Genomic DNA, 18,276 nt, shown 5'->3' on the forward strand with positions numbered 1-18,276 from the left:
CATCGGCTCAGCTCGCTTCGCCGAGTTCGGCCTGTTCCCCGGCTTCGAGATCGGAGAGCCAGAACTTCTGCATCATGTGCCAGTCGGCCGGATGCGCGGCGATGTCGCCGGCGAAGATGTCCGCCAGCGCCTGGGTGGCCGCCGGGACCTCGGACCGGTTCGTGACCCTGATCCGCGGATGCAACCGGATCTGCCAGCCGTCCTCGGTGAACCAGCAGCCGGCCGGGATCAGCGCGGCACCGGTGGTGGCGGCCAGCCGGGCAGGCCCGCCCGGCATCCGGGTCTGCTCGCCGAAGAACTTGACGGGGACGCCGGACTTCGTCAGGTCCCGGTCGCCCACCAGGCAGATCGCCTTGTTCTCGCGCAGTCGCTTGAGCAGCACGCGCATCGCGGAGCTGTCACCGGTCAGCGGCACGATCTCGAAGCCGAGCGACTCCCGGTAGGACACGAACCGCTGGTACAGCGATTCGGGTTTCAGCCGCTCCGCGACCGTGGTGAAACCGCCGAGGTAGTCCGCGAGCCAGACGCCCGCCGCGTCCCAGTTCCCGCTGTGCGGCAGCGCCATCACCGCGCCGTTGCCCTCGGCGAGGGCGGCGTCGAGGTTCTCCACGCCGGTGATCGACTGGGCGACCTTGCGGCTGACCTCATTGTGGTCCATCGAGGGCAGCCGGAACATCTCGTGCCAATAGCGCGCGTACGACCGCATCGCGCGTCGGGTCAGTTCGTCGAGTTCGACCCCGTCGGCCTGCGGTACCACCCTGGCGAGATTGCGCCGCAGCTGGCGAACGCCGCCGCCGTCCCGCCGGACGGCGAGGTCGGCGCCCAGTCCGAAGGTCACCGCGCCCGCCGACTCCGGCAGCCAGCGCGCGAGCCGCCAGCCCGCCGCGTAGCCGAAGTCGCTGAGCCGCTGGGAGAACCCGCTCATGCCCCGCCCTCCGCGGCGGGTGGCCCGGCCGCCTTGGCGGCCCTCGCCGCCTTGGCCACCGCGGCGGTCCGCTGCAGCAGGGTGATCACCGAAAGCACCGCGAGCAACCAGAGCGTGATGTCCACGGTGTACGGAACGCCCAGCCCGTGCAGCCCGGTTCCCACGAGGGCGATGATCAGCCGTTCCGCGCGCTCGACGAGCCCGCCGTCTGCCTCCAGCCCGGAAGCCTCGGCACGGGCCTTGACGTAGGAGATGACCTGCGCGAGCACCAGGCAGATCAGCGCGGCGGCCGCGGCCGGGCGGTTGTCGTCGTGGACGAAGCACCACCAGGCGATCGCGGCGAACAACGCGCCGTCGACCAGTCTGTCGCAGGTGGCGTCGAGGACGGCCCCGAACGCCGTGCCGTACCCGCGGGCGCGGGCCATCGCGCCGTCGAGCAGGTCCAGCATCGCGAAGCCCCAGACGGTGAAGGTGCCCCACAGCAGCATGTCGTTGGGGAAGAACGCGAGCGCGCACAACACCGCCCCGGCCGTGCCGATGACGGTCATCGCGTTCGGGGTCAGACCGGCACGTACGAGCACCTTCCCCATGGGGTCGGTGACGCGGGAAACGGAGGCGCGCGCGAAAATGTTGAGCATCGGTTCTTCAGGTGCACCTAAGCAGCAGGGTCGGATGGCTGCCCGAAGCCTATCCACCCGCACCGACACTCGTCGCCGTGCCCGCCCTGGAGCGGCTCCCGGTCAGTCCGCTTCGGCCAGTTCGGCAGGCTCCTCGAGGTCCGCGAGCGTCTCTTCCCGCAACGCCAGTTCCGCCTCCGCGGCGGCACATTTCGGCGACAACCGCTCCAGCACGGCGGCGCTGATCTCACCGAGCGCCGTCACCTGTTCGGGGGTCAGCGGGTCGAAAAGGCTCTCGCGGACGGCCTCGACGTGCCCGGGCGCGGCCTCCTCGAGCGCGGCGAAACCGGCGGGGGTGAGCACCGCCCAGGAGCCGCGTTTGTCGGTGGGACAGGACTCACGGCGCACCCAGCCGTTCGCCTCGAGCCGCGCGACCGCGTGCGAAAGCCTGCTGCGCGACGCCTTGCGCGCGTCGGCGAGCTCGCTCATCCGCAGCCGCCTGTCCGGTGCCTCGGAAAGGGCGACGAGCACTTCGTAGTAGGTGTGGGGCATGCCCGCCTCGTGCTGAAGCTGGCCCTCCAGATGCGCTTGCAGCATCCGCGTGGCCGCGGAGAAGTCGCGCCAGACTTTTTGCTCCTCGTCGGAGAGCCATCGGGGTTCGGACATGCCACCATTCTACCCCTGGTTGAACGCTCAACCAAATTGCGCTACAGTCCTCGTTGAGCGCTCAACCAGCTGAGGGTTCACCACAGACGCACTCAGACTTTTGGAGATCGACTTTCATGACCACCACCGAGATCCCCGGCTACGTCGCAGGCAAGTGGACGATCGACACCGCCCACTCCGACATCGCCTACACCGTGAAGCACCTCGGCCTGGCGAAGTCCCGTGGCAACTTCACCGCCTTCACCGGCGAGGTCGTCACCGCCGAAAACATCCTCGACTCCTCGGTCACCGTCGAGATCGATGCCTCTTCGGTCGCCAGCGGTGTCGACGGGCGTGACACGCACCTCAAGTCCGAGGACTTCTTCCACGTCGACGAGCACCCGGTCATCACCTTCCGCTCGACCGGCATCCGCGAGGACGGCGGCGACTACGTCATCGACGGCGAGCTCACCTGGCGCGGCAAGACCGTCCCGGTCTCACTGGAGGCCGAATTCAACGGCATCGGCACCAACCCGGCCAACGACAACGCCACCACCCTCGGCGTCTCGGCCGGCGCCACCGTGAACCGCCGCGACTTCGGCATCGGCCCGGAGGGCAACGCCTTCCTGTCCGAGAAGGTCAAGATCGACATCGAGCTCCAGGCCGCGCTCAACGCCTGAGCCCTGCTCTCCGAGGTACGCGAAGGCTCCTTGAGGGACTCGGAGATGTCACGACCCGCTCAGAGCCCAGGCCTGGAGCTGTTGAGAGGCAAGGCGCGAAGGTGGCGTGATGGATTCGGCGCCGGGAGCGTGCTCGCCGAAGAAATCGGGACAGTCTCTACTGTCCACAGGGGACTTTCCAGGTCAAGATGCCCGATTTCGCAGCTTCGCGCGGGGGTCGCGCTGAAGGGCCTGGCGTGGCTTCAAAAGTCCGTGAAGTACATGAAGGTCCCCTTCCTTGCGCTAGGCGCAAGGAAGGGGACCTTCATGTACTTCACGTCCGCCCCCGGCGCACCGGCACAGCCGGCGAAACCCGATCTCACCCTGCCGAAATACGTGACGGCCCCCTTCATTCCCTTCAGCGTAGGGAAGAAGCCTTCACAGACCTACGGTCAGCGCAAGCCGCAATCCAGCAGGCACTCAAGGCACTCTTGACCCTAACCGTCCTCACTACCAACGACCCCGCGTAGCGATGCCCAATGAACATCAAACGGACATTCAGTCACCAGGAACTGTCCCCTGTGGACACTCAGGACGCGGACCGACCCCAGCACGAAAACTGCCCAGACGTCCGGAGCTACCAGGCATCCGCCAGCAACTGCCGCGTCTCCCCCAGCAACTGCGGCAACACCTTCGTCTGCCCGATCACCGGCATGAAGTTCGCGTCCCCGCCCCATCTCGGCACCACGTGCTGGTGCAGATGCGCGGCGATTCCCGCGCCGGCGATCACGCCCTGGTTCATCCCGATGTTGAACCCGTGCGCCGAGGACACCTCGCGGATCACCCGCATCGCGCGCTGGGTGAACTCCGCCACCTCGACGGTCTCTTCCGCCGTCAGGTCCGTGTAGTCCGCGACATGGCGGTACGGCACGGCCATCAGGTGGCCGGGGTTGTACGGGTACAGGTTCAGCACCGCGTACACCGTCTTTCCGCGAGCGAGGATCAGCGCGTCCTCGTCACTCTTCCCGGGGAGACGGCAGAACGGGCAGCCCTCGTCGGGTTTCTTCGACCCCTGCACGTAGGCGAGCCGGTGCGGGGTCCACAGGCGTTGCAACGCGTCGTGGACCCCCACACCGTCCTGTCCGACGACTTCAGGGCCATCGGAGCCCGTCACCGGAGGACCGCCTCCAAGCCCGCCACGGTCGGCGAGGAGTTCTCCCGGCGCTGGACCCAGCCGGTGATCGCCTCGACCGCGTCGGCCACCGGGACACCGTTGATCTGGCCACCGTCGCGGAACCGGAACGACACCGCGCCCGCCTCGACGTCCTTCGCACCCGCCAGGAGCATGAAGGGCACCTTCTGCGTGGTGTGGGTGCGGATCTTCTTCTGCATCCGGTCGTCGCTCGCGTCGACGCTGGCCCGGATCCCTTTCGCCCGCAACGCCTTCTCGACGCCGCGCAGATGCTCGACCTGGTCCTCGGTGATCGGGATGCCGACCACCTGGACGGGCGAAAGCCACGCCGGGAACGCGCCCGCGTAGTGCTCGGTCAGCACGCCGAAGAACCGCTCGATCGAACCGAACAGCGCGCGGTGGATCATCACCGGGCGCTGACGGCTGCCGTCACCCGCGGTGTACTCCAGTTCGAACTTCTCGGGCAGCATGAAGTCCAGCTGGATGGTCGACATCTGCCAGGTGCGACCCAGAGCGTCCTTCGCCTGCACGGAGATCTTCGGCCCGTAGAACGCGGCGCCACCCGGGTCCGGCACGAGCTCCAGCCCGGAGTCCACGGCTGCCGTGCGCAGCACCTCGGTCGCCTCGGCCCAGACCTCTTCGGACCCGATGTACTTCTCTTCGTTCCGGGTGGACAGTTCGAGGTAGAAATCGTCGAGACCGTAATCGCGCAACAGGTTCAGCACGAAGTCCAAAAGGGACTTCAGTTCACCGGGGACCTGCTCGAGGGTGCAGAAGATGTGCGCGTCGTCCTGCGTCATACCGCGGACCCGGGTCAGGCCGTGGATCACGCCGGACTTCTCGTAGCGGTACACGGAGCCGAACTCGAACATCCGCAGCGGCAGTTCGCGGTAGGAACGCCCGCGCGACCGGAAGATCAGGTCGTGGAACGGGCAGTTCATCGGCTTGAGGTAGTAGTCCTGGCCGGGCTTGCGGACCGAACCGTCCTCGTTGTGCTCGGCGTCGAGGTGCATCGCCGGGTACATGCCGTCGCGGTACCAGTCGAGGTGACCGGAGGTCTCGAAGAGCGCGCCCTTGGTGATGTGCGGCGAGTAGACGAAGTCGTACCCGGCTTCGACGTGCCGCTGACGCGAGTAGTTCTCCATCTCCTGCCGGATGATCCCGCCCTTGGGGTGGAACACCGGCAGCCCCGAACCGATCTCGTCGGGGAAGGAGAACAGGTCCAGCTCGACACCGAGCTTGCGGTGGTCGCGCCGCTCGGCCTCGGCGAGGCGCTCCAGGTAGACGTCCTGCGCTTCGGCGGATTCCCAAGCGGTGCCGTAGATCCGCTGCAGCTGCGGGTTCTTGTCGTCACCGCGCCAGTACGCGGCGGCGACGCGCGTGAGCTTGAACGCCGGGATGAACTTCGTGGTCGGCACGTGCGGGCCGCGGCAGAGGTCGCTCCACACGCGCTCCTTGGTGCGCGGATCGAGGTTGTCGTAGATGGTCAGCTCCCCGCCGCCGACCTCCATCACCTCGGAGGTGTCCACTGTGGAGTCCTCGGACTTGAGGTCCACCAGTTCCAGCTTGAACGGCTCGTCGGCCAGTTCCTTCTTGGCCTCGTCGACCGAGTCGAAGACGCGGCGGGAGAACTGCTGCGCGCCCTTCACGATCTGCTTCATGCGCTTCTCGAGCGCCTGCAGGTCTTCCGGGGTGAACGGGGTATCGACGGCGAAGTCGTAGTAGAAGCCGTCCTTGACCGGCGGCCCGATGCCGAGCTTGGCCTGCGGGAACTGCTGCTGCACCGCCTGGGCGAGCACGTGGGCGGCCGAGTGACGGATGACGCTGCGGCCGTCCTCGGTGTGGGCGGCGACGGCCTCGACCTCGACCTCGGACTCCGGTGCCCAGGAGAGATCGCGGAGATTCCCCTCGGCGTCGCGCACGACGACGATCGTGTCCGGCCCCTTGGTCGGCAGCCCGGCTTCGCGGACCGCGGTGCCCGCCGTAGTGCCCGCCGGTACCACCACGCGCGGGGCGGTTGCGGCTGCTACTGACGACGGCTGGGACACGATGGACTCCTCGCGGTGATAGCGGATGGTTCCCGTGATGTTAGTCGTCAGGCACGGCGCGGCTCACGCGCGTTACCCCAAACAGCACGAAGGCCTCCTTCCCATCGGAAGAAGGCCTTCGCGTATCGCCGGACGAGGTCAGACGGTCTCGACGACCTCGTCGAAGTCCAGCCGCGGCAGGCGGTCGAACCAGGGGTTGTCACCCGGCTTGCCGACGTTGATCACGACGAGGGACTTCCACGGCTTGCCCGCGAAGAACTCCTTGTCGATGCCCTCGGCGTCGAAGCCGGTCATCGGGCCGGCGGCCAGCCCGGCGGCGCGGACACCGATGATGAAGTAGCCGACCTGCAGCAGCGCGTTGAGCTTCGCGGTCTCGACGCGGCCCGCCTCCTCGGCGAACAGGTCCTTCGCGCCCGGGAAGTGCGGGAAGGTGCGCGGCAGGTTCTCGTGGAACTCGGTGTCGGCGGCCAGCACGACGGTCACGGGCGCGGCCTCGGTCTTGGCGCGGTTGCCCTCGGCCATCAGTGGGGCGAGCCGCTTCTTGCCCTCTTCGGAGCGGATCACCAGGGCGCGCAGCGGCTGGTTGTTCATCGACGTCGGAGCCCATTTGACCAGCTCGTAGATCGCGCGGATCTGCTCGTCGGTCACCGGCTCGTCGCTGAAGTTGTTCGCGGTGCGGGCCTCGCGGAACAACAGGTCCTGAACGTCCTGCGGGAGATTCAAGGCTTCGGTCGGCTCAACGCTGGTGGTCATGGGTGACTCTTTCCTTCCGTACGCGTCCTGTTACTCGCCTCAACCTAGTTGAGCGCTGAACTATTTCTCGTTCAACTATTGCCGAGTGTGGGTCCGATCACAGAAACGCGTCAGTAGGCTCCTCGCCCCTGCACGACGGCACGGAAAGTCTTCCAGAGGATCACCAGGTCGAGGGCGAGAGACCAGTCCTCGACGTACCGCAGATCCAGCCGGATGCTCTCGGCCCAGCTGAGGTCGCTGCGGCCACTGACCTGCCAGAGCCCGGTCAGCCCCGGTTTGACCAGGAGCCGGCGGCGCGCGTCGGGGGCGTACTTCGCGGTCTCTTCCGGGAGCGGCGGCCGTGGGCCGACGAGGGACATCCGCCCGCCCACGACGTTGAACAACTGCGGTAGTTCGTCGAGCGAGTACCGGCGAAGCAGGCCGCCGACCCGCGTGATCCGCGGATCCTTGCGCATCTTGAACAGTGGGCCCGCGCCTTCGTTGCCCGCCTGGAGGTCCTGTTTGAGCTTGTCCGCGTTCGTGACCATCGTGCGGAACTTCAGCATGGTGAAGGTGTGGCCGTCGCGGCCGACGCGCCGCTGCCGATAGATCACCGGCCCGCGATCGTCGAGTTTGATCGCGACCGCGATGACCAGCAGCAGCGGGGAAACCAGGGTGAGGAGCAGGGCGGAGCCGAACCGGTCGAGCGCTTCCTTGACCAGGCGGCGGCCGCCGGTGAACATCGGCGCGGTGACCCGCAGCAGGGGCATCCCGAGCACACCGGAGACGTTCAACCGGGGACCGGCGACCTCCATCAGCACCGGCGCGACCACCATCTCGGCGGACGTCCCTTCGAGGTCCCAGGCGAGCCGCTGCAGGCGTTTCGGGTTCCAGTGCTGATCGGCGGTCACGGCGACCACCCGGTAGCCGCCGCGGCGGACATGGCCCGCGAGGTCGTCGAGCTTCCCGACGACCGGGACACCCCCCACCTCGCCACTCCCCCGCTCCGCGCCGGCACCGGAGTACGTGCAGACGGCTTCGACCCGCCAGCCGACATGCGGATCGGCCTTGGTGCGGGCGATCAGATCGGCGACCGTGTCGGGGCTTCCCGCCGCGAGCACCGGCAGCAGGCATTCACCGAGCCGTCTGCGCCGGTGCAGCACCTGTCTCAACGCGTACCGCTGCAGGAACATGAAGACCGAGATCATCGGGACGACGATGAAGACCCAGGGCTGCACGGCGAGCGCACCGAAGAGCAGGCCGCCCAGCGCGACGAGGACCGCCGTGGTCACCAGGCCCCGGCCGAGCGTCCGATACTCCTCCGCGCCTTCGCCCAGCACGCGCGGGCTCCAGGCGCGACAGACCGACAATCCGAAAAGGAACGCCGCGGCGGTACCGAGCGCGTGCATGTCGTGCGGATCCGATCGATCGATCAAGAAGGCACTCATCACGATGAGCACGAAGGCGGTGAAAACGTCACTACCGACGACCCAGGCGCGGTAGCGCGATTCCCAAGCCGCGTACGGCGGCCGCGCCGACGTGGTGTCGACAGCGGCGGCAGCGCCCGCACCTCGCCGAGGGGCGGGCGGGATCGACTGAAGGTCGATGTGCTGCGGCGTCCCGTTGACGGTGGACGACGGCCGCACCGACTCTTCCATCAGACCTCCCGGAGTGGGGATTCCCGAACGCCGGATCAACACGCTGAGTAAATGAGAACGATTTCGAAGAGTGATCGATTCTCGAGGTCCCTCAGCGGCCGATGGGGCGACACACGCCAAGGTATCGGCCACTCTCCGGCCATCGTTACAAGGGTTTCCAGCCACACCCTGCGCGGGCATCCGGCAAAAGACTGCCTTGTTGATAACAAGATGATGACGATGCGTAATAGACCGTATCCGCCGGACAACTACTCAAAGTAGTCACGAATTCCCGGCCTTCGCGGCCACTTGGAGCACCGCGTCCCCGATCGGCCGAACAGCTCGGAAAACTCCATTTTGGACGGTCTCGGCAAGTCGATCCCCCGCCGGTCCATTGTGGATTTCACCGGCCCGGAGGACCGGCGCCCGCCGGTCGCGTTCACCGGGCGCGGACCTACCTTGTCAATCGGTCACCGGAGTGGCGTTTCGTCACATCACGTCAGCATCACGACGGCCCCGTCGCCGGAGCTGGACGGGTGAACCGCCCGGCCGTGCCCCACGTCACGTTCCCTATGGTCTGAACCTTTCGTCGGCCATCAAGTGCCGAGGATCACAAAAGTGACACGGCAACCGGATGATGCGACATCTTCGCGACGTGACACGAGGTTCTCGACGAATGTCCACACCGGCCGGAACGGCGGGCTCCGTGGATCTTCGAACCAGCGGCACCCTGCGACCCTCACCGCACCCCGTGGATTCAGCCGCGTCCGCCGGGATTTCCGCGACGGCAGAAGTACCGTCCCCATACAACCCGCGTCCGACCTGGGGATCGAATGCCGCCGGACGGCTCACCACGAAACGGCCCGGAAATGAATCAAGGCCCCGGACCGATGGTCCAGGGCCTTCATCCGGTGGGCGATACTGGGATCGAACCAGTGACCTCTTCGGTGTGAACGAAGCGCTCTCCCGCTGAGCTAATCGCCCGCTCGCGGTGTCCGGCAGACTTTACCCCACGACTTTAGGGGGCCTGCAAACGGGTGGTTCCCGCCGACCACCCTCCGTTCACCAGCAAATACGGAGCGAACAACCACGAGCTAGCCGGGGTTGTCCCGGCTAGGGGGCGCCCGCGATGCGTTCCGACATTCATGCGACGGTGCTATCGCGCGACGACTAAACCACGCAGTATGTACAGGTGGGCTGCCTGCAGGGCGCATGGATGGCTGCGCGTCGCGCGGGTGATGATGGGGTGACGGAGGATGGAACCGGGGTCCGATGACCCCGTCCGGGTGATCTGCGGCAAAACCGCGTTCCGATCAGCCGGCCGATGCGTCACATCATCGCCACTCGGTTCGACCGGGCCGGGAAGGAGACGAAGGGTAGGACGATGCGCAACGATCACGTGACTCTCCGCTCGACGGCGGTGTTCGACCTCCTGGCGCCGCGGACGCCCGCGGTCCCCGTCAAGGTGGAACTGCGATACGACACTCGCGACCCGTACGCGGTCGTGGCCGCCTTCCGCACCGGCCGGGCCGGCTGGGTCGAGTGGGTCTACGCACGCGACCTCCTCGCGGACGGCCTCCTGGCCGACGCGGGCGACGGCGACGTACGCATCCGCCCCTCCGTCGAAGACCCCGAGTCCGTCCTCATCGAACTGAACTCGCCCTCCGGACACGCCATGTTCGAGGCGTCCGCTCAGGAACTGGCCGACTTCCTCGACCGGACCTACGACGTCGTGCTCCCGGGCAACGAGCACCTGTGGGTGGACGTCGACGACGCCCTGACCCACCTGATCCCCAACGATATGGCCTGATGACGTGCTTGCGAACAGCAAGTGGCACCCCGGTTGCAGGGACGATTTCGGGGTTCGATAGTGTTCACACACACCACGGCGACGGGGTGAGAGACAGAACCGCGAGGGTCTGACCTCCCATCCAGACCGAGGATGTGCGGATGTAGCGCAGCTGGTAGCGCATCACCTTGCCAAGGTGAGGGTCGCGGGTTCGAATCCCGTCATCCGCTCGGAAGGCCTTCTCGGGCCTGACACGGTGGAGTGGCCGAGAGGCGAGGCAACGGCCTGCAAAGCCGTGTACACGGGTTCGAATCCCGTCTCCACCTCGCGCGATTAGCTCAGCGGGAGAGCGCTTCCCTGACACGGAAGAGGTCACTGGTTCAATCCCAGTATCGCGCACCATCTGTTTTCGCAGGTCAGAAGCCCTGCCCCTCCTCGGAGGGGCGGGGCTTCAGTCGTAAAAAGGCGATAAATCGGCGTAGGAGTCCGCGCCCACCACCGCGCTGTCCCCGGACCGCAGCTCCGCCGCGAGATGGGAGAACACGCACACCTCCAGATGCCGGCGCGCCACCATCCCCCGGCTTGTGCTTGTCCCGCAAGACTTGTGGCGTGAAATTCTCCACCTGGGTTCGCACCGTCACCGTCGTGCTGTCCCGCTCCATGTGCAGCACGCCGGGAATCCACTCGGCGCGCCGGTCCCGCGTCTCCCACCCGAAATCGAGTGCGTCGAGCACGTCCCGGTCCGCGCTCGGCAAGAAGTGGAAACGTGATGACCGCGGCTGCGTCGACGTCCCTCTCACTTCCCCCGCACTGACCGAACTCGAGATCGCCCAGCAACTGCCCCACGCTCGGGCTGTCGATCGGCGACAAACGCCCGCACGTCAAGGGTGAGATCCGCGAAGACCTCCTATGGTGAGCGAGGGCCACACCGCGGTGCGCCAGCTGCGGCACCCGTCCCGCAGCGCCTGGTGCTCGACCACGAGATCGCGCGACGCACGATTCTGCCTCTACCACGGGTCCTCGGTGACATGGTGTGCACTGCCCAGCGCGGCTGGTGGCAACGCCGCAGCGATCTCGGCATGTTTTCGGCTCGGATCTCGCCGATGGATCCCGGAAACAGGCCGGAACGATGGTTCAACTCAGTGCAGGAATGGACGGTTCGACATCACCGTGTGCACAACCGGTCCAATGCGGACTGGCTCTCATCGTCCGCGGCGCGGTAGCTCACCAACAGCTGGTCCGGATCTTGAAGTGGCGTCAGCGTTTCGAAATGCACCGCGAGCTCGCCGACGTCAGGATGCCGTATCACCTTGCGGCCGCGACCGTTGACCTTGACGTCTCGCCCGGCCCACAATCGCGCGAATTCCTCGTCACGGCACCGCAGGCCAGCGCCCGCCCACGCCTGATCCAGGCCACCGGCGGGCAAGCCGGTTCCCATCCCCCGGTCAGGCAACGTCGCGTCGACGATGCGGTCGTCGTCGCCGACGACGGCGGTGAGTGGCATGGTGGTCAGCGAGGCCGGGTGGCCGCGGACAGTGGGCATTCCGCGTTCATGGCCGAAGACTACTTCCGCCTTCCACGAACCCGTGACCCCATGTTGCCGGCAACGGAGGTCAGCAGCCGTCCTCACCACTCACGAGGCGAGAAGCGCCCGGGTCCGCGCTTGCTCTTCGGGCGTTCCGACCGGCATCAGGATCAGTTCCGTCGCACCGGCCTCTTCGAGTTCACGGATCCGTGCCCGGACGAACTCCTCGTCGCCGGCGATCACTGTTCCGCCGGGACCGTCGACCCGGTCCCGGGTGAAGATCGCTTGGTACGCCGGGATCTTCGCCGCCATGCCGTAGGTCTCGGCAACCCAGTTCCGTGGCCCGTCGGGGTCGTCGGTGACGGAGATCAGCTGCCCGGTGACGATGCGCGGTGCTGCGCGCCCGGCGTCCGACGCCGCTTTCGTCAGCGTCGGGACGATGTACTCCGCCAGCGAGCGCGGTCCGGCCCAGGTCGACGCCACGCCGTCGGAGTGGGCGCCGGTGACCTTCAGCGACAGCGGGCTCATCGCGCCGACGAGGACCGACGGTGGCTCGGCGCCGGGTGCCTCGACGGTGCCGACGGCGGTCAGCGTTTCGCCGTGCACGTCGGCTTTTTCGTGCCGCAGCAACGGGTCGAGTGCCTGCAGGTACTCGCGAAGATGCCGGACCGGACGGTCGAAGGAATAGCCGTACTGGCCTTCGATGATCGGCCGGTGGCTCAGCCCGACACCGAGCGAGACCGGCACTTCGGTGGCGGCTTGCAGCGTCAAAGCCTGTGCTGCCAAGGAAATCGGATGCCGTGAGTAGGTGGGGACCACCGAGGTGCCCAGCGCGAGACCGGGGGCGGCCGTGCTCAGCGCCGTCAACGCGGTGAGCGCGTCCCAGCCGCCTCGTTGCGCGAGCCAGATCGAATCGTAGCCGAGCCGCGCGGCTTCTTTCGCTTGCGTGACGACGTCGCCGAAAGGGACACCGATTTCGTCGAGGAGGATTCCGGTCCGCATACGCGGCTCCCGTCAGTAAGCGCGCCGGAGGTTGGCGCGGTCGATTTCCGCGGTCGCGCGGAAGAGGGCGATGGCGCCCGGTGCCGCCGCGCGCACCTTCGCGGCGGGCGGAGTGGCCGTCGGCTGGAAGGCATGGGCGACGGTGTCGGCCAGCAGGTCGGCGGCGGCCTCGGGATCCGCGGCCGAGGCGAGCAGGAAACCGTGCAGGACGGCCTGATACGCCGTCGCCAGGTCTTCGACCTTGAGGTCGGTGCGGATCAGGCCGTGCTCGGCTTGCAGTTTCAGGTAGTCCAGAAACGCCTCGTGGTGCCGGGGATCCTGGCTGTCGTGGAGCTTCGCCGCGAGCTTGCCCAGCACGCCGGAGTCGGCGAGGTACGGGGCGTGGAGCAGGGGCCTGCGCACGACGTTGAGGAATTGGGTGCGGGTCATCCGGTGCAGCAACGTGAGCTCCGGCTCGTCTTCGATCGCCTGCGCCAGGTTTTCAATGGATTGCGCCGCTTCGCGCAGCATCACCGCGAGGAACAGCTGTTCGCGTGTTTTCCAGTGCAGGTAAAGGGTTCCCTTGCCTACGTCGGCGTGCTCGGCGACGTCTTCCACGGTCACCCGGCGGTAACCGTGGCGCAGGAGCAGCTCCGCGGCCGCGTCGAGAATGCGTTCCGCGCGTTTCTGCCTGTCCTCGGTCACGCGGCCAGTATATGACTGATTTTGAAATCTGGTCAAGCATTGCGGCGACGGAGCTTGGTCATGGTGGCCACGCCCAGCAGCGGTGCCGACGCCCGCCAGCCGACTGCGTCGTCGAGTACCGGAAGGCCTGGATGGTCAGCGCGCTTGACCAGGAGACCGATCACCGTCTGCGCCGTAAGCGCGATGCCGACGTAGCGGGATCCGCGACTCGGTAACCACCGACCCGGATCACCAACCGCAACGCCGTGGCCGCCCATCGGCACGAGTGGGCGCTGCTGGTTCGGTTGTGCCACGGCGCCCGGCTGCAGGGTCTCGCTGCACATCGCATGTCGATCTTGAGCGATCTGCGCATTCTCAGCTGGGGGACCGCGCGGGCCGTTCCGTCCGTATGCCCGGAGGTCCTCATTGCGGCAGAAGAGTGTGTTGCGGTGTTCCTGGTGGTGACGGTGATCCCGTGCCGTCGCTGAGTTGGTAGACAGGTGGGGTGAACAACTTCTACCACCTGTGCTTCGTGGTCCGGGACATCCAGAGCGCGACCGAGGACCTCACGCGCACCCTGGGGGTGACCTGGAGTCCGGTCCGTGGCGGCAAGCTCGGGGACTGGGAGTACAGCATCGTCTTCTCCGTCGAGGGGCCACCGTTCTTCGAAGTGATCCAAGGCGCCGCCGGCAGTCCCTGGGACGCGACCGCCGGGGCTCGCTTCGACCACATCGGCTACTGGTCCAGGGACGTCATGACGGACAAACAGCGCCTGCAGGCGCGGGGCGCACCGATCGAGTTCGACTCCTGCCCCTACGGTCGGTCCTTCACCTACCACCGCCTCGACAGCATCGGAGCACGAGTTGAACTGGTCGACATCGCGGCACAAGACGGATTTCTCGCCACCTGGGCCCCGGAGGGGACGACGATGCCGGTACTTGACCTCGACGACCCGACCACCGACCTGTGACGGTCACGCCGAACCCGGACATCGGCACGAGCGGACATTCGCCGAGATGCGCGACCTGCGCCATGACAGGACCTTTGGCGAGGAGTGGCCGCGCTCGTTGATCCAGTGGCGCGGCGTCGCCAGGGTCGACAACTGTCACGGCGAGCCCGATTGGGCGATAATGAGACGTGACCGATGGGGTGGAACGAGCGCGGCACCGGCTTCCTGTTCTCAAGTGGTGGTGGGTAGTGGCCGCTGCTGCCACCGCCATTCTGCTGACAGGCGGGACGATCTGGTTGTTGCTGGTCGTCCTGGGCAGGCAAGCGAGCACCGAGCAGGCAAAAGCCCAGCTGGAGGCGATCCGTACCGCGCTGACCGTCGGCGTGGGAACCGGTGGGGCGTTCGCTCTGTGGATGGCCGCCCGCAGACAGCGGTCCACAGAGATTCAGCTGCACGAGAGCGCTAGAGCTGCGGAGGCCACTGAACTCGACTCGCGTGAGCGGCGGCTGACGGACCTCTACGTCCAAGCGGTGGAACAAATCGGGTCTGACAAGGCGCCGGTCCGACTCGGCGGACTCTACGCACTCGAACGGCTGGCGCGGGATGACGTCGGACGCCGCGCGGTTGTGATCAACGTGCTCTGTTCCTACCTGCGGATGCCGTATCTCGTACCGGAGCAGCTCAAGGGCGGGCGATACCGGCTTCCTGCTGCTTCCGATGTGCGGCAGCACGAGGAGTGGCAGGTCCGGATCACCGCGCAGCGCCTTCTCGCCGACCTGCTCCGGGATCGACCGTACGACCTGGATCTCCGTGGGGCGATCCTGATCGACTTCGACCTCACGGGTTGCGCGATCGGCAAGGCGCTCTTTCACGACGCCCAGTTCATCTCCACGCCGACGTTCATGGACGCGACGTTCCATGACGAGGCGTGGTTCTTCGACACGTCATTCGACATCGTCGTCCGAATGGAAGGCGTGACCTTTCGCGACCGGGCCATCTTCACCCGCTGCGAATTCCGCAAACTTTGCCTACGGGATGCCACATTCGCCGGCGGCGCATACTTTACCCAGTCGAAGTTCGCCGGCAAGGCGGACATGACACAGACGACATTCAAGTCAGGCATCGAGTTCGAAGACTGCGTACTCGACATGGACCGCTACACAGCCGAAGAGATGCAGAAGCGTGGCTGGGAGCCACCCGAGATCGATCTCACCGGCGCCACGGCGGATGTGCCATCGCTCAATGAGCCGGCGAAGTTACCCTCGGGCTGGCAACTGCGGGGATCAGCCATCGTCCGCGCGGCCACACTTGAGCCGAAGTCCGGTGTACGACGGTGAATGAGACGCCACAAGTCGCCGATGCGGCTGCCGCTGTGGCTCAACCTGATACTCGGTGTCGGTGCCGCGGTCCTCTGTCACGGACCCGCAAAAAGCCGGGGGCGCCGATGGGGGTGCAGCAATTGTTTCTCGTGTGCCTGTCCTTCGCAGGCAGTGGTGCCGGTTTTTCCGGAAATGGAAGAAATCAGAGGTGGCCCGACATCGACATGTCCGGTGCCTGACGCATGATGGAGGCCATCGCATCGATCATGGTTCAGCGGAGATCCGGCAGCATCATCAAGGTGTCCTCGACCGCGGGCACGGTCGGCTATCGGCACTTCGGGAGTTATTTCGCAGCCAAGCACGACGTGATCGGGCTGTCCGGGGCGGTCACCTTGGACCACGCCCCACTGCGGGTGAAGCCCTCTGCCCCGGCTCGGTGCCAGACGCTCCGCTGGTGGACGGCCGGATGCTCGGCGCGATCGCCTAGACCTCGGAAACAATTACACGGTAGCCGGCTCTGAAAGGCGGGGAACGCTCCGCTGCGCCCACGCCATGACCGCCACGGTGCCGACGATCCCCAGCGCGCTTGCCGAGCCGAGCACCCACGGCAGACCCGCCAAGGCCACACTGGCCAGACCCAGCGAGTTCGCCAGCACCCGCATCAGCCCCAGCATCGACATCGGGACGGTGTACTCCGTCGCGGGCGCCTCCGGTCGCGCCAGGGCCATCGACACCGTCGACACCCACGTCAGCTTCGCCCCGTACACGGCCGCTAGGAGGACGAGCACTCCGGCGGCGAACACCGCACCGCCCGTGCCGGCCCTGCCCAGTCCGGACGCGACCGGGAACAGCAACACGGTGCCGACGACGCCTGCGGCGCCCGCCCACAACGGGAAGCGGCGCCTTCCCAGTCGGGTGACCAGCCACCCTGCCGCGAGCGCGGCGACGACCTGCGCCGAAGTGGCCACTGTGTACTGGACGAGCCCGATCTTCTCCACCGACCACCCGTGATCGAGCAGGATCGCCGTCTGCGGGGCGTAGGCCACCCAGTCGCCCAGCACGAACACCGGCACGACCAGCAGCGTGAACAACCCGGTTCTCGCCTGTCGGAAGAACCGCCACAGCGAGGACCACCCTTCCAGTCCGCGCACGGTGGGCGGACCGGCGGGCTCGCGCAGCGTCAGCAGCACCGAAAGCGGCGCCAGGAACACCGCCGCCAACGTGATCAGCGTGGGTCCCCAGCCGATCCACGAATACAGCAGCAGCGCGCCGCCGGAGCCGATGATGATCGACAGGCTGCCGGTGGCCACCTGCACCCCGTTGGCGATCCCGTGCTCCTCCGGCGGTATCAGCCGCACCGCGAGCCCGTTGATCGCCGTGTCGTTGACCGACGACACGAACAACACGACCGACATCAGCGTCAGCATGAGCGCCATGTTCTCGATCGGGTCCACCATCGCGAGCGCGAGCAGGACCGCGACGATGATCACCTGAGTGCAGATCAACCAGCCGCGGTAGTGACCCAGCCGCGCGAACCCGTACTGGTCGACCACCGGCCCGACCATGAACCGGCAGAAGTACAGAATGCCGAGCAGATTGATCAGCGCCAGATCCTGCACGCTGGTGCCGCGGTCGAGCAGCAGTGTGCCCAACCCGGCGAAGAAGAACGAGTAGCCGATGTCCGAGACCAGCGACAGCGCGCCGATGGTCGTCAACCGCCCAGCCCGTGACTGCATTACCGGCACCAACCTTGACTCAGCGACTGACTGATGGTCAGTCACCGTATCGCAGTTAGCGGAAGGGCAATGCTAGGGTCTCTTCACCCCAGGACAGCCCGATCGGCGCGCGGCTCCGCCCGCCTGCGGCGAAGGAGGCGACGTGGCCCGCACCAAACCGGGCGAGCAGCGCAGGGCCGAACTGCTCGACTCGGCCGAAGCGGTCGTGCTGCGCAGTGGCATCGACGCGCTCACCGTGGACGAGGTCGCCCTTGGCGCCGGTGTCGCAAAGGGGACGTTCTACCTCCACTTCGCCAACAAGGAGGAGCTCCTCGGCGCCTTGCGCGACCGGTACGTCACCCGATTGGTGGAGCGCCAGGATCGCGCGGTCCGTGACGCGCACGGCTTCGAGCGTGTCGAGCGCTGGATCCGTGCCGGCATCGACGAATACCTGAACGACGTGCGGTTGCACGACGTCCTCTTTCACTACCCGGCCAGGGTGGACCCGGTGCCCAATACCGCCGTCGACGCGCTGCGCGACGCGCTGGTCGCTTCCGGCTTCGGCCTCCCCGACCCCGAGGCCACCGCGGTCGTGCTCTACCACGTGATGCACGGCGTGGCCGACCGCATCGCGCACATCCCGGCCGACCGCGAGCGGCTGCTGGCGGAGATCACCCGGATCTGCAGGCTCCTGCTCGGAGCAGCCGCGGCGGGCTGAGCCCGCCACGCACCCCCGCCGAAGACGCCGCGCCCCACGCACGGCGGTCTTTTCGTGCCCGTTGCGTACACCGATTCCCGCAGCCGTACAGGAGCCCTTGGCCCGCACTGGCAATCAGGTTACCCTTCCTTTAAATGACTG

General features: G+C 66.9%; 17 protein-coding genes and 4 tRNA genes. 9 read left to right on the forward strand and 12 right to left on the reverse strand.

The genetic code is table 11. The features are described from left to right. Positions 1-7 precede the first annotated feature (7 nt). From P3102_RS21560 to P3102_RS21570, 3 genes are all read right to left on the reverse strand, one after another. Positions 8-925: a phosphatidylinositol mannoside acyltransferase gene (locus P3102_RS21560; protein ID WP_276361224.1), complete on the reverse strand. Its 918-nt coding sequence runs from the start codon at positions 923-925 to the stop codon at positions 8-10. After that, positions 922-1,563, reverse strand: coding sequence for a phosphatidylinositol phosphate synthase (gene pgsA / locus P3102_RS21565; RefSeq protein WP_125788059.1), 642 nt, complete (start codon positions 1,561-1,563; stop codon positions 922-924). Before pgsA ends, P3102_RS21560 begins: the two co-directional genes overlap by 4 nt. A 102-nt stretch (positions 1,564-1,665) precedes the next feature. Further along, the gene (locus P3102_RS21570) at positions 1,666-2,208 is read right to left on the reverse strand and encodes a MarR family transcriptional regulator (RefSeq protein WP_276361227.1); all 543 of its coding nucleotides are present in this window, start codon (positions 2,206-2,208) and stop codon (positions 1,666-1,668) included. A 116-nt stretch (positions 2,209-2,324) separates the two neighbouring features. On the opposite strand from P3102_RS21570, the gene P3102_RS21575 reads away from it, so the two are divergent. After that, positions 2,325-2,867, forward strand: coding sequence for a YceI family protein (locus P3102_RS21575; RefSeq protein WP_276361229.1), 543 nt, complete (start codon positions 2,325-2,327; stop codon positions 2,865-2,867). 616 nt (positions 2,868-3,483) lie between these two features. Here P3102_RS21575 and P3102_RS21580 read toward each other — a convergent pair. The 5 genes from P3102_RS21580 to P3102_RS21600 form a co-directional block, all read right to left on the reverse strand. Further along, the gene (locus P3102_RS21580) at positions 3,484-4,020 is read right to left on the reverse strand and encodes an HIT domain-containing protein (RefSeq protein WP_276361231.1); all 537 of its coding nucleotides are present in this window, start codon (positions 4,018-4,020) and stop codon (positions 3,484-3,486) included. Next, positions 4,017-6,086, reverse strand: a complete 2,070-nt coding sequence (gene thrS, locus P3102_RS21585; RefSeq protein WP_276361232.1) for a threonine--tRNA ligase — start codon at positions 6,084-6,086, stop codon at positions 4,017-4,019. The genes P3102_RS21580 and thrS overlap by 4 nt, the downstream gene beginning before the upstream one ends. A 138-nt stretch (positions 6,087-6,224) precedes the next feature. Further along, on the reverse strand, positions 6,225-6,839 hold the full coding sequence (locus P3102_RS21590; RefSeq protein WP_276361234.1) for a malonic semialdehyde reductase: 615 nt from the start codon (positions 6,837-6,839) through the stop codon (positions 6,225-6,227). A 110-nt stretch (positions 6,840-6,949) separates the two neighbouring features. Beyond that, a complete protein-coding gene (locus tag P3102_RS21595) occupies positions 6,950-8,476 on the reverse strand; it encodes a sugar transferase (protein ID WP_276361235.1) in 1,527 nt (508 codons plus the stop codon). A gap of 891 nt (positions 8,477-9,367) precedes the next feature. Next, positions 9,368-9,439, reverse strand: a tRNA-Val gene (locus tag P3102_RS21600). A gap of 400 nt (positions 9,440-9,839) precedes the next feature. On the opposite strand from P3102_RS21600, the gene P3102_RS21605 reads away from it, so the two are divergent. The 4 genes from P3102_RS21605 to P3102_RS21620 all read left to right on the forward strand — a co-directional run bounded on the left by P3102_RS21605 (position 9,840) and on the right by P3102_RS21620 (position 10,646). Then, positions 9,840-10,265: an SsgA family sporulation/cell division regulator gene (locus P3102_RS21605; protein ID WP_037307077.1), complete on the forward strand. Its 426-nt coding sequence runs from the start codon at positions 9,840-9,842 to the stop codon at positions 10,263-10,265. A gap of 136 nt (positions 10,266-10,401) precedes the next feature. Then, positions 10,402-10,474, forward strand: a tRNA-Gly gene (locus tag P3102_RS21610). A 25-nt stretch (positions 10,475-10,499) separates the two neighbouring features. Then, a tRNA-Cys gene (locus tag P3102_RS21615) sits at positions 10,500-10,570 on the forward strand. Position 10,571: 1 nt separating this feature from the next. Beyond that, positions 10,572-10,646, forward strand: a tRNA-Val gene (locus tag P3102_RS21620). 763 nt (positions 10,647-11,409) lie between these two features. On the opposite strand, the gene P3102_RS37840 is transcribed toward P3102_RS21620, so the two are convergent. The 3 genes from P3102_RS37840 to P3102_RS21635 all read right to left on the reverse strand — a co-directional run bounded on the left by P3102_RS37840 (position 11,410) and on the right by P3102_RS21635 (position 13,455). Then, entirely contained in the window at positions 11,410-11,787 is a 378-nt protein-coding gene (locus tag P3102_RS37840) for a hypothetical protein (RefSeq protein ID WP_346660137.1), read from the reverse strand. A 90-nt stretch (positions 11,788-11,877) separates the two neighbouring features. After that, positions 11,878-12,771, reverse strand: a complete 894-nt coding sequence (locus P3102_RS21630) for a TIGR03564 family F420-dependent LLM class oxidoreductase (protein ID WP_276361237.1) — start codon at positions 12,769-12,771, stop codon at positions 11,878-11,880. Between the two features lie 12 nt (positions 12,772-12,783). Beyond that, positions 12,784-13,455, reverse strand: a complete 672-nt coding sequence (locus P3102_RS21635) for a TetR/AcrR family transcriptional regulator (protein ID WP_276361239.1) — start codon at positions 13,453-13,455, stop codon at positions 12,784-12,786. A 484-nt stretch (positions 13,456-13,939) separates the two neighbouring features. Between P3102_RS21635 and P3102_RS21640 the strand changes: the two genes are divergently transcribed. The 3 genes from P3102_RS21640 (at position 13,940) to P3102_RS21650 (ending at position 16,223) form a co-directional block, all read left to right on the forward strand. Further along, a complete protein-coding gene (locus P3102_RS21640; protein WP_276361240.1) occupies positions 13,940-14,404 on the forward strand; it encodes a VOC family protein in 465 nt (154 codons plus the stop codon). Between the two features lie 167 nt (positions 14,405-14,571). Beyond that, positions 14,572-15,720, forward strand: coding sequence for a pentapeptide repeat-containing protein (locus tag P3102_RS21645; RefSeq protein WP_276361242.1), 1,149 nt, complete (start codon positions 14,572-14,574; stop codon positions 15,718-15,720). Between the two features lie 248 nt (positions 15,721-15,968). Beyond that, a complete protein-coding gene (locus P3102_RS21650; protein ID WP_276371290.1) occupies positions 15,969-16,223 on the forward strand; it encodes an SDR family NAD(P)-dependent oxidoreductase in 255 nt (84 codons plus the stop codon). On the opposite strand, the gene P3102_RS21655 is transcribed toward P3102_RS21650, so the two are convergent. Beyond that, entirely contained in the window at positions 16,203-17,438 is a 1,236-nt protein-coding gene (locus tag P3102_RS21655) for an MFS transporter (protein ID WP_276361243.1), read from the reverse strand. The two genes, P3102_RS21650 and P3102_RS21655, sit on opposite strands and share 21 nt — an antisense overlap. 142 nt (positions 17,439-17,580) lie before the next feature. Here P3102_RS21655 and P3102_RS21660 point away from each other — a divergent pair, with 142 nt between their 5' ends. Continuing rightward, positions 17,581-18,135 (forward strand): TetR/AcrR family transcriptional regulator, encoded by a 555-nt coding sequence (locus P3102_RS21660; protein ID WP_276361245.1) that lies wholly within the window; start codon positions 17,581-17,583, stop codon positions 18,133-18,135. Positions 18,136-18,276 lie beyond the last annotated feature (141 nt).

The sequence above is a fragment of the Amycolatopsis sp. QT-25 genome (genome assembly GCF_029369745.1).
Lineage (GTDB): Bacteria > Actinomycetota > Actinomycetes > Mycobacteriales > Pseudonocardiaceae > Amycolatopsis.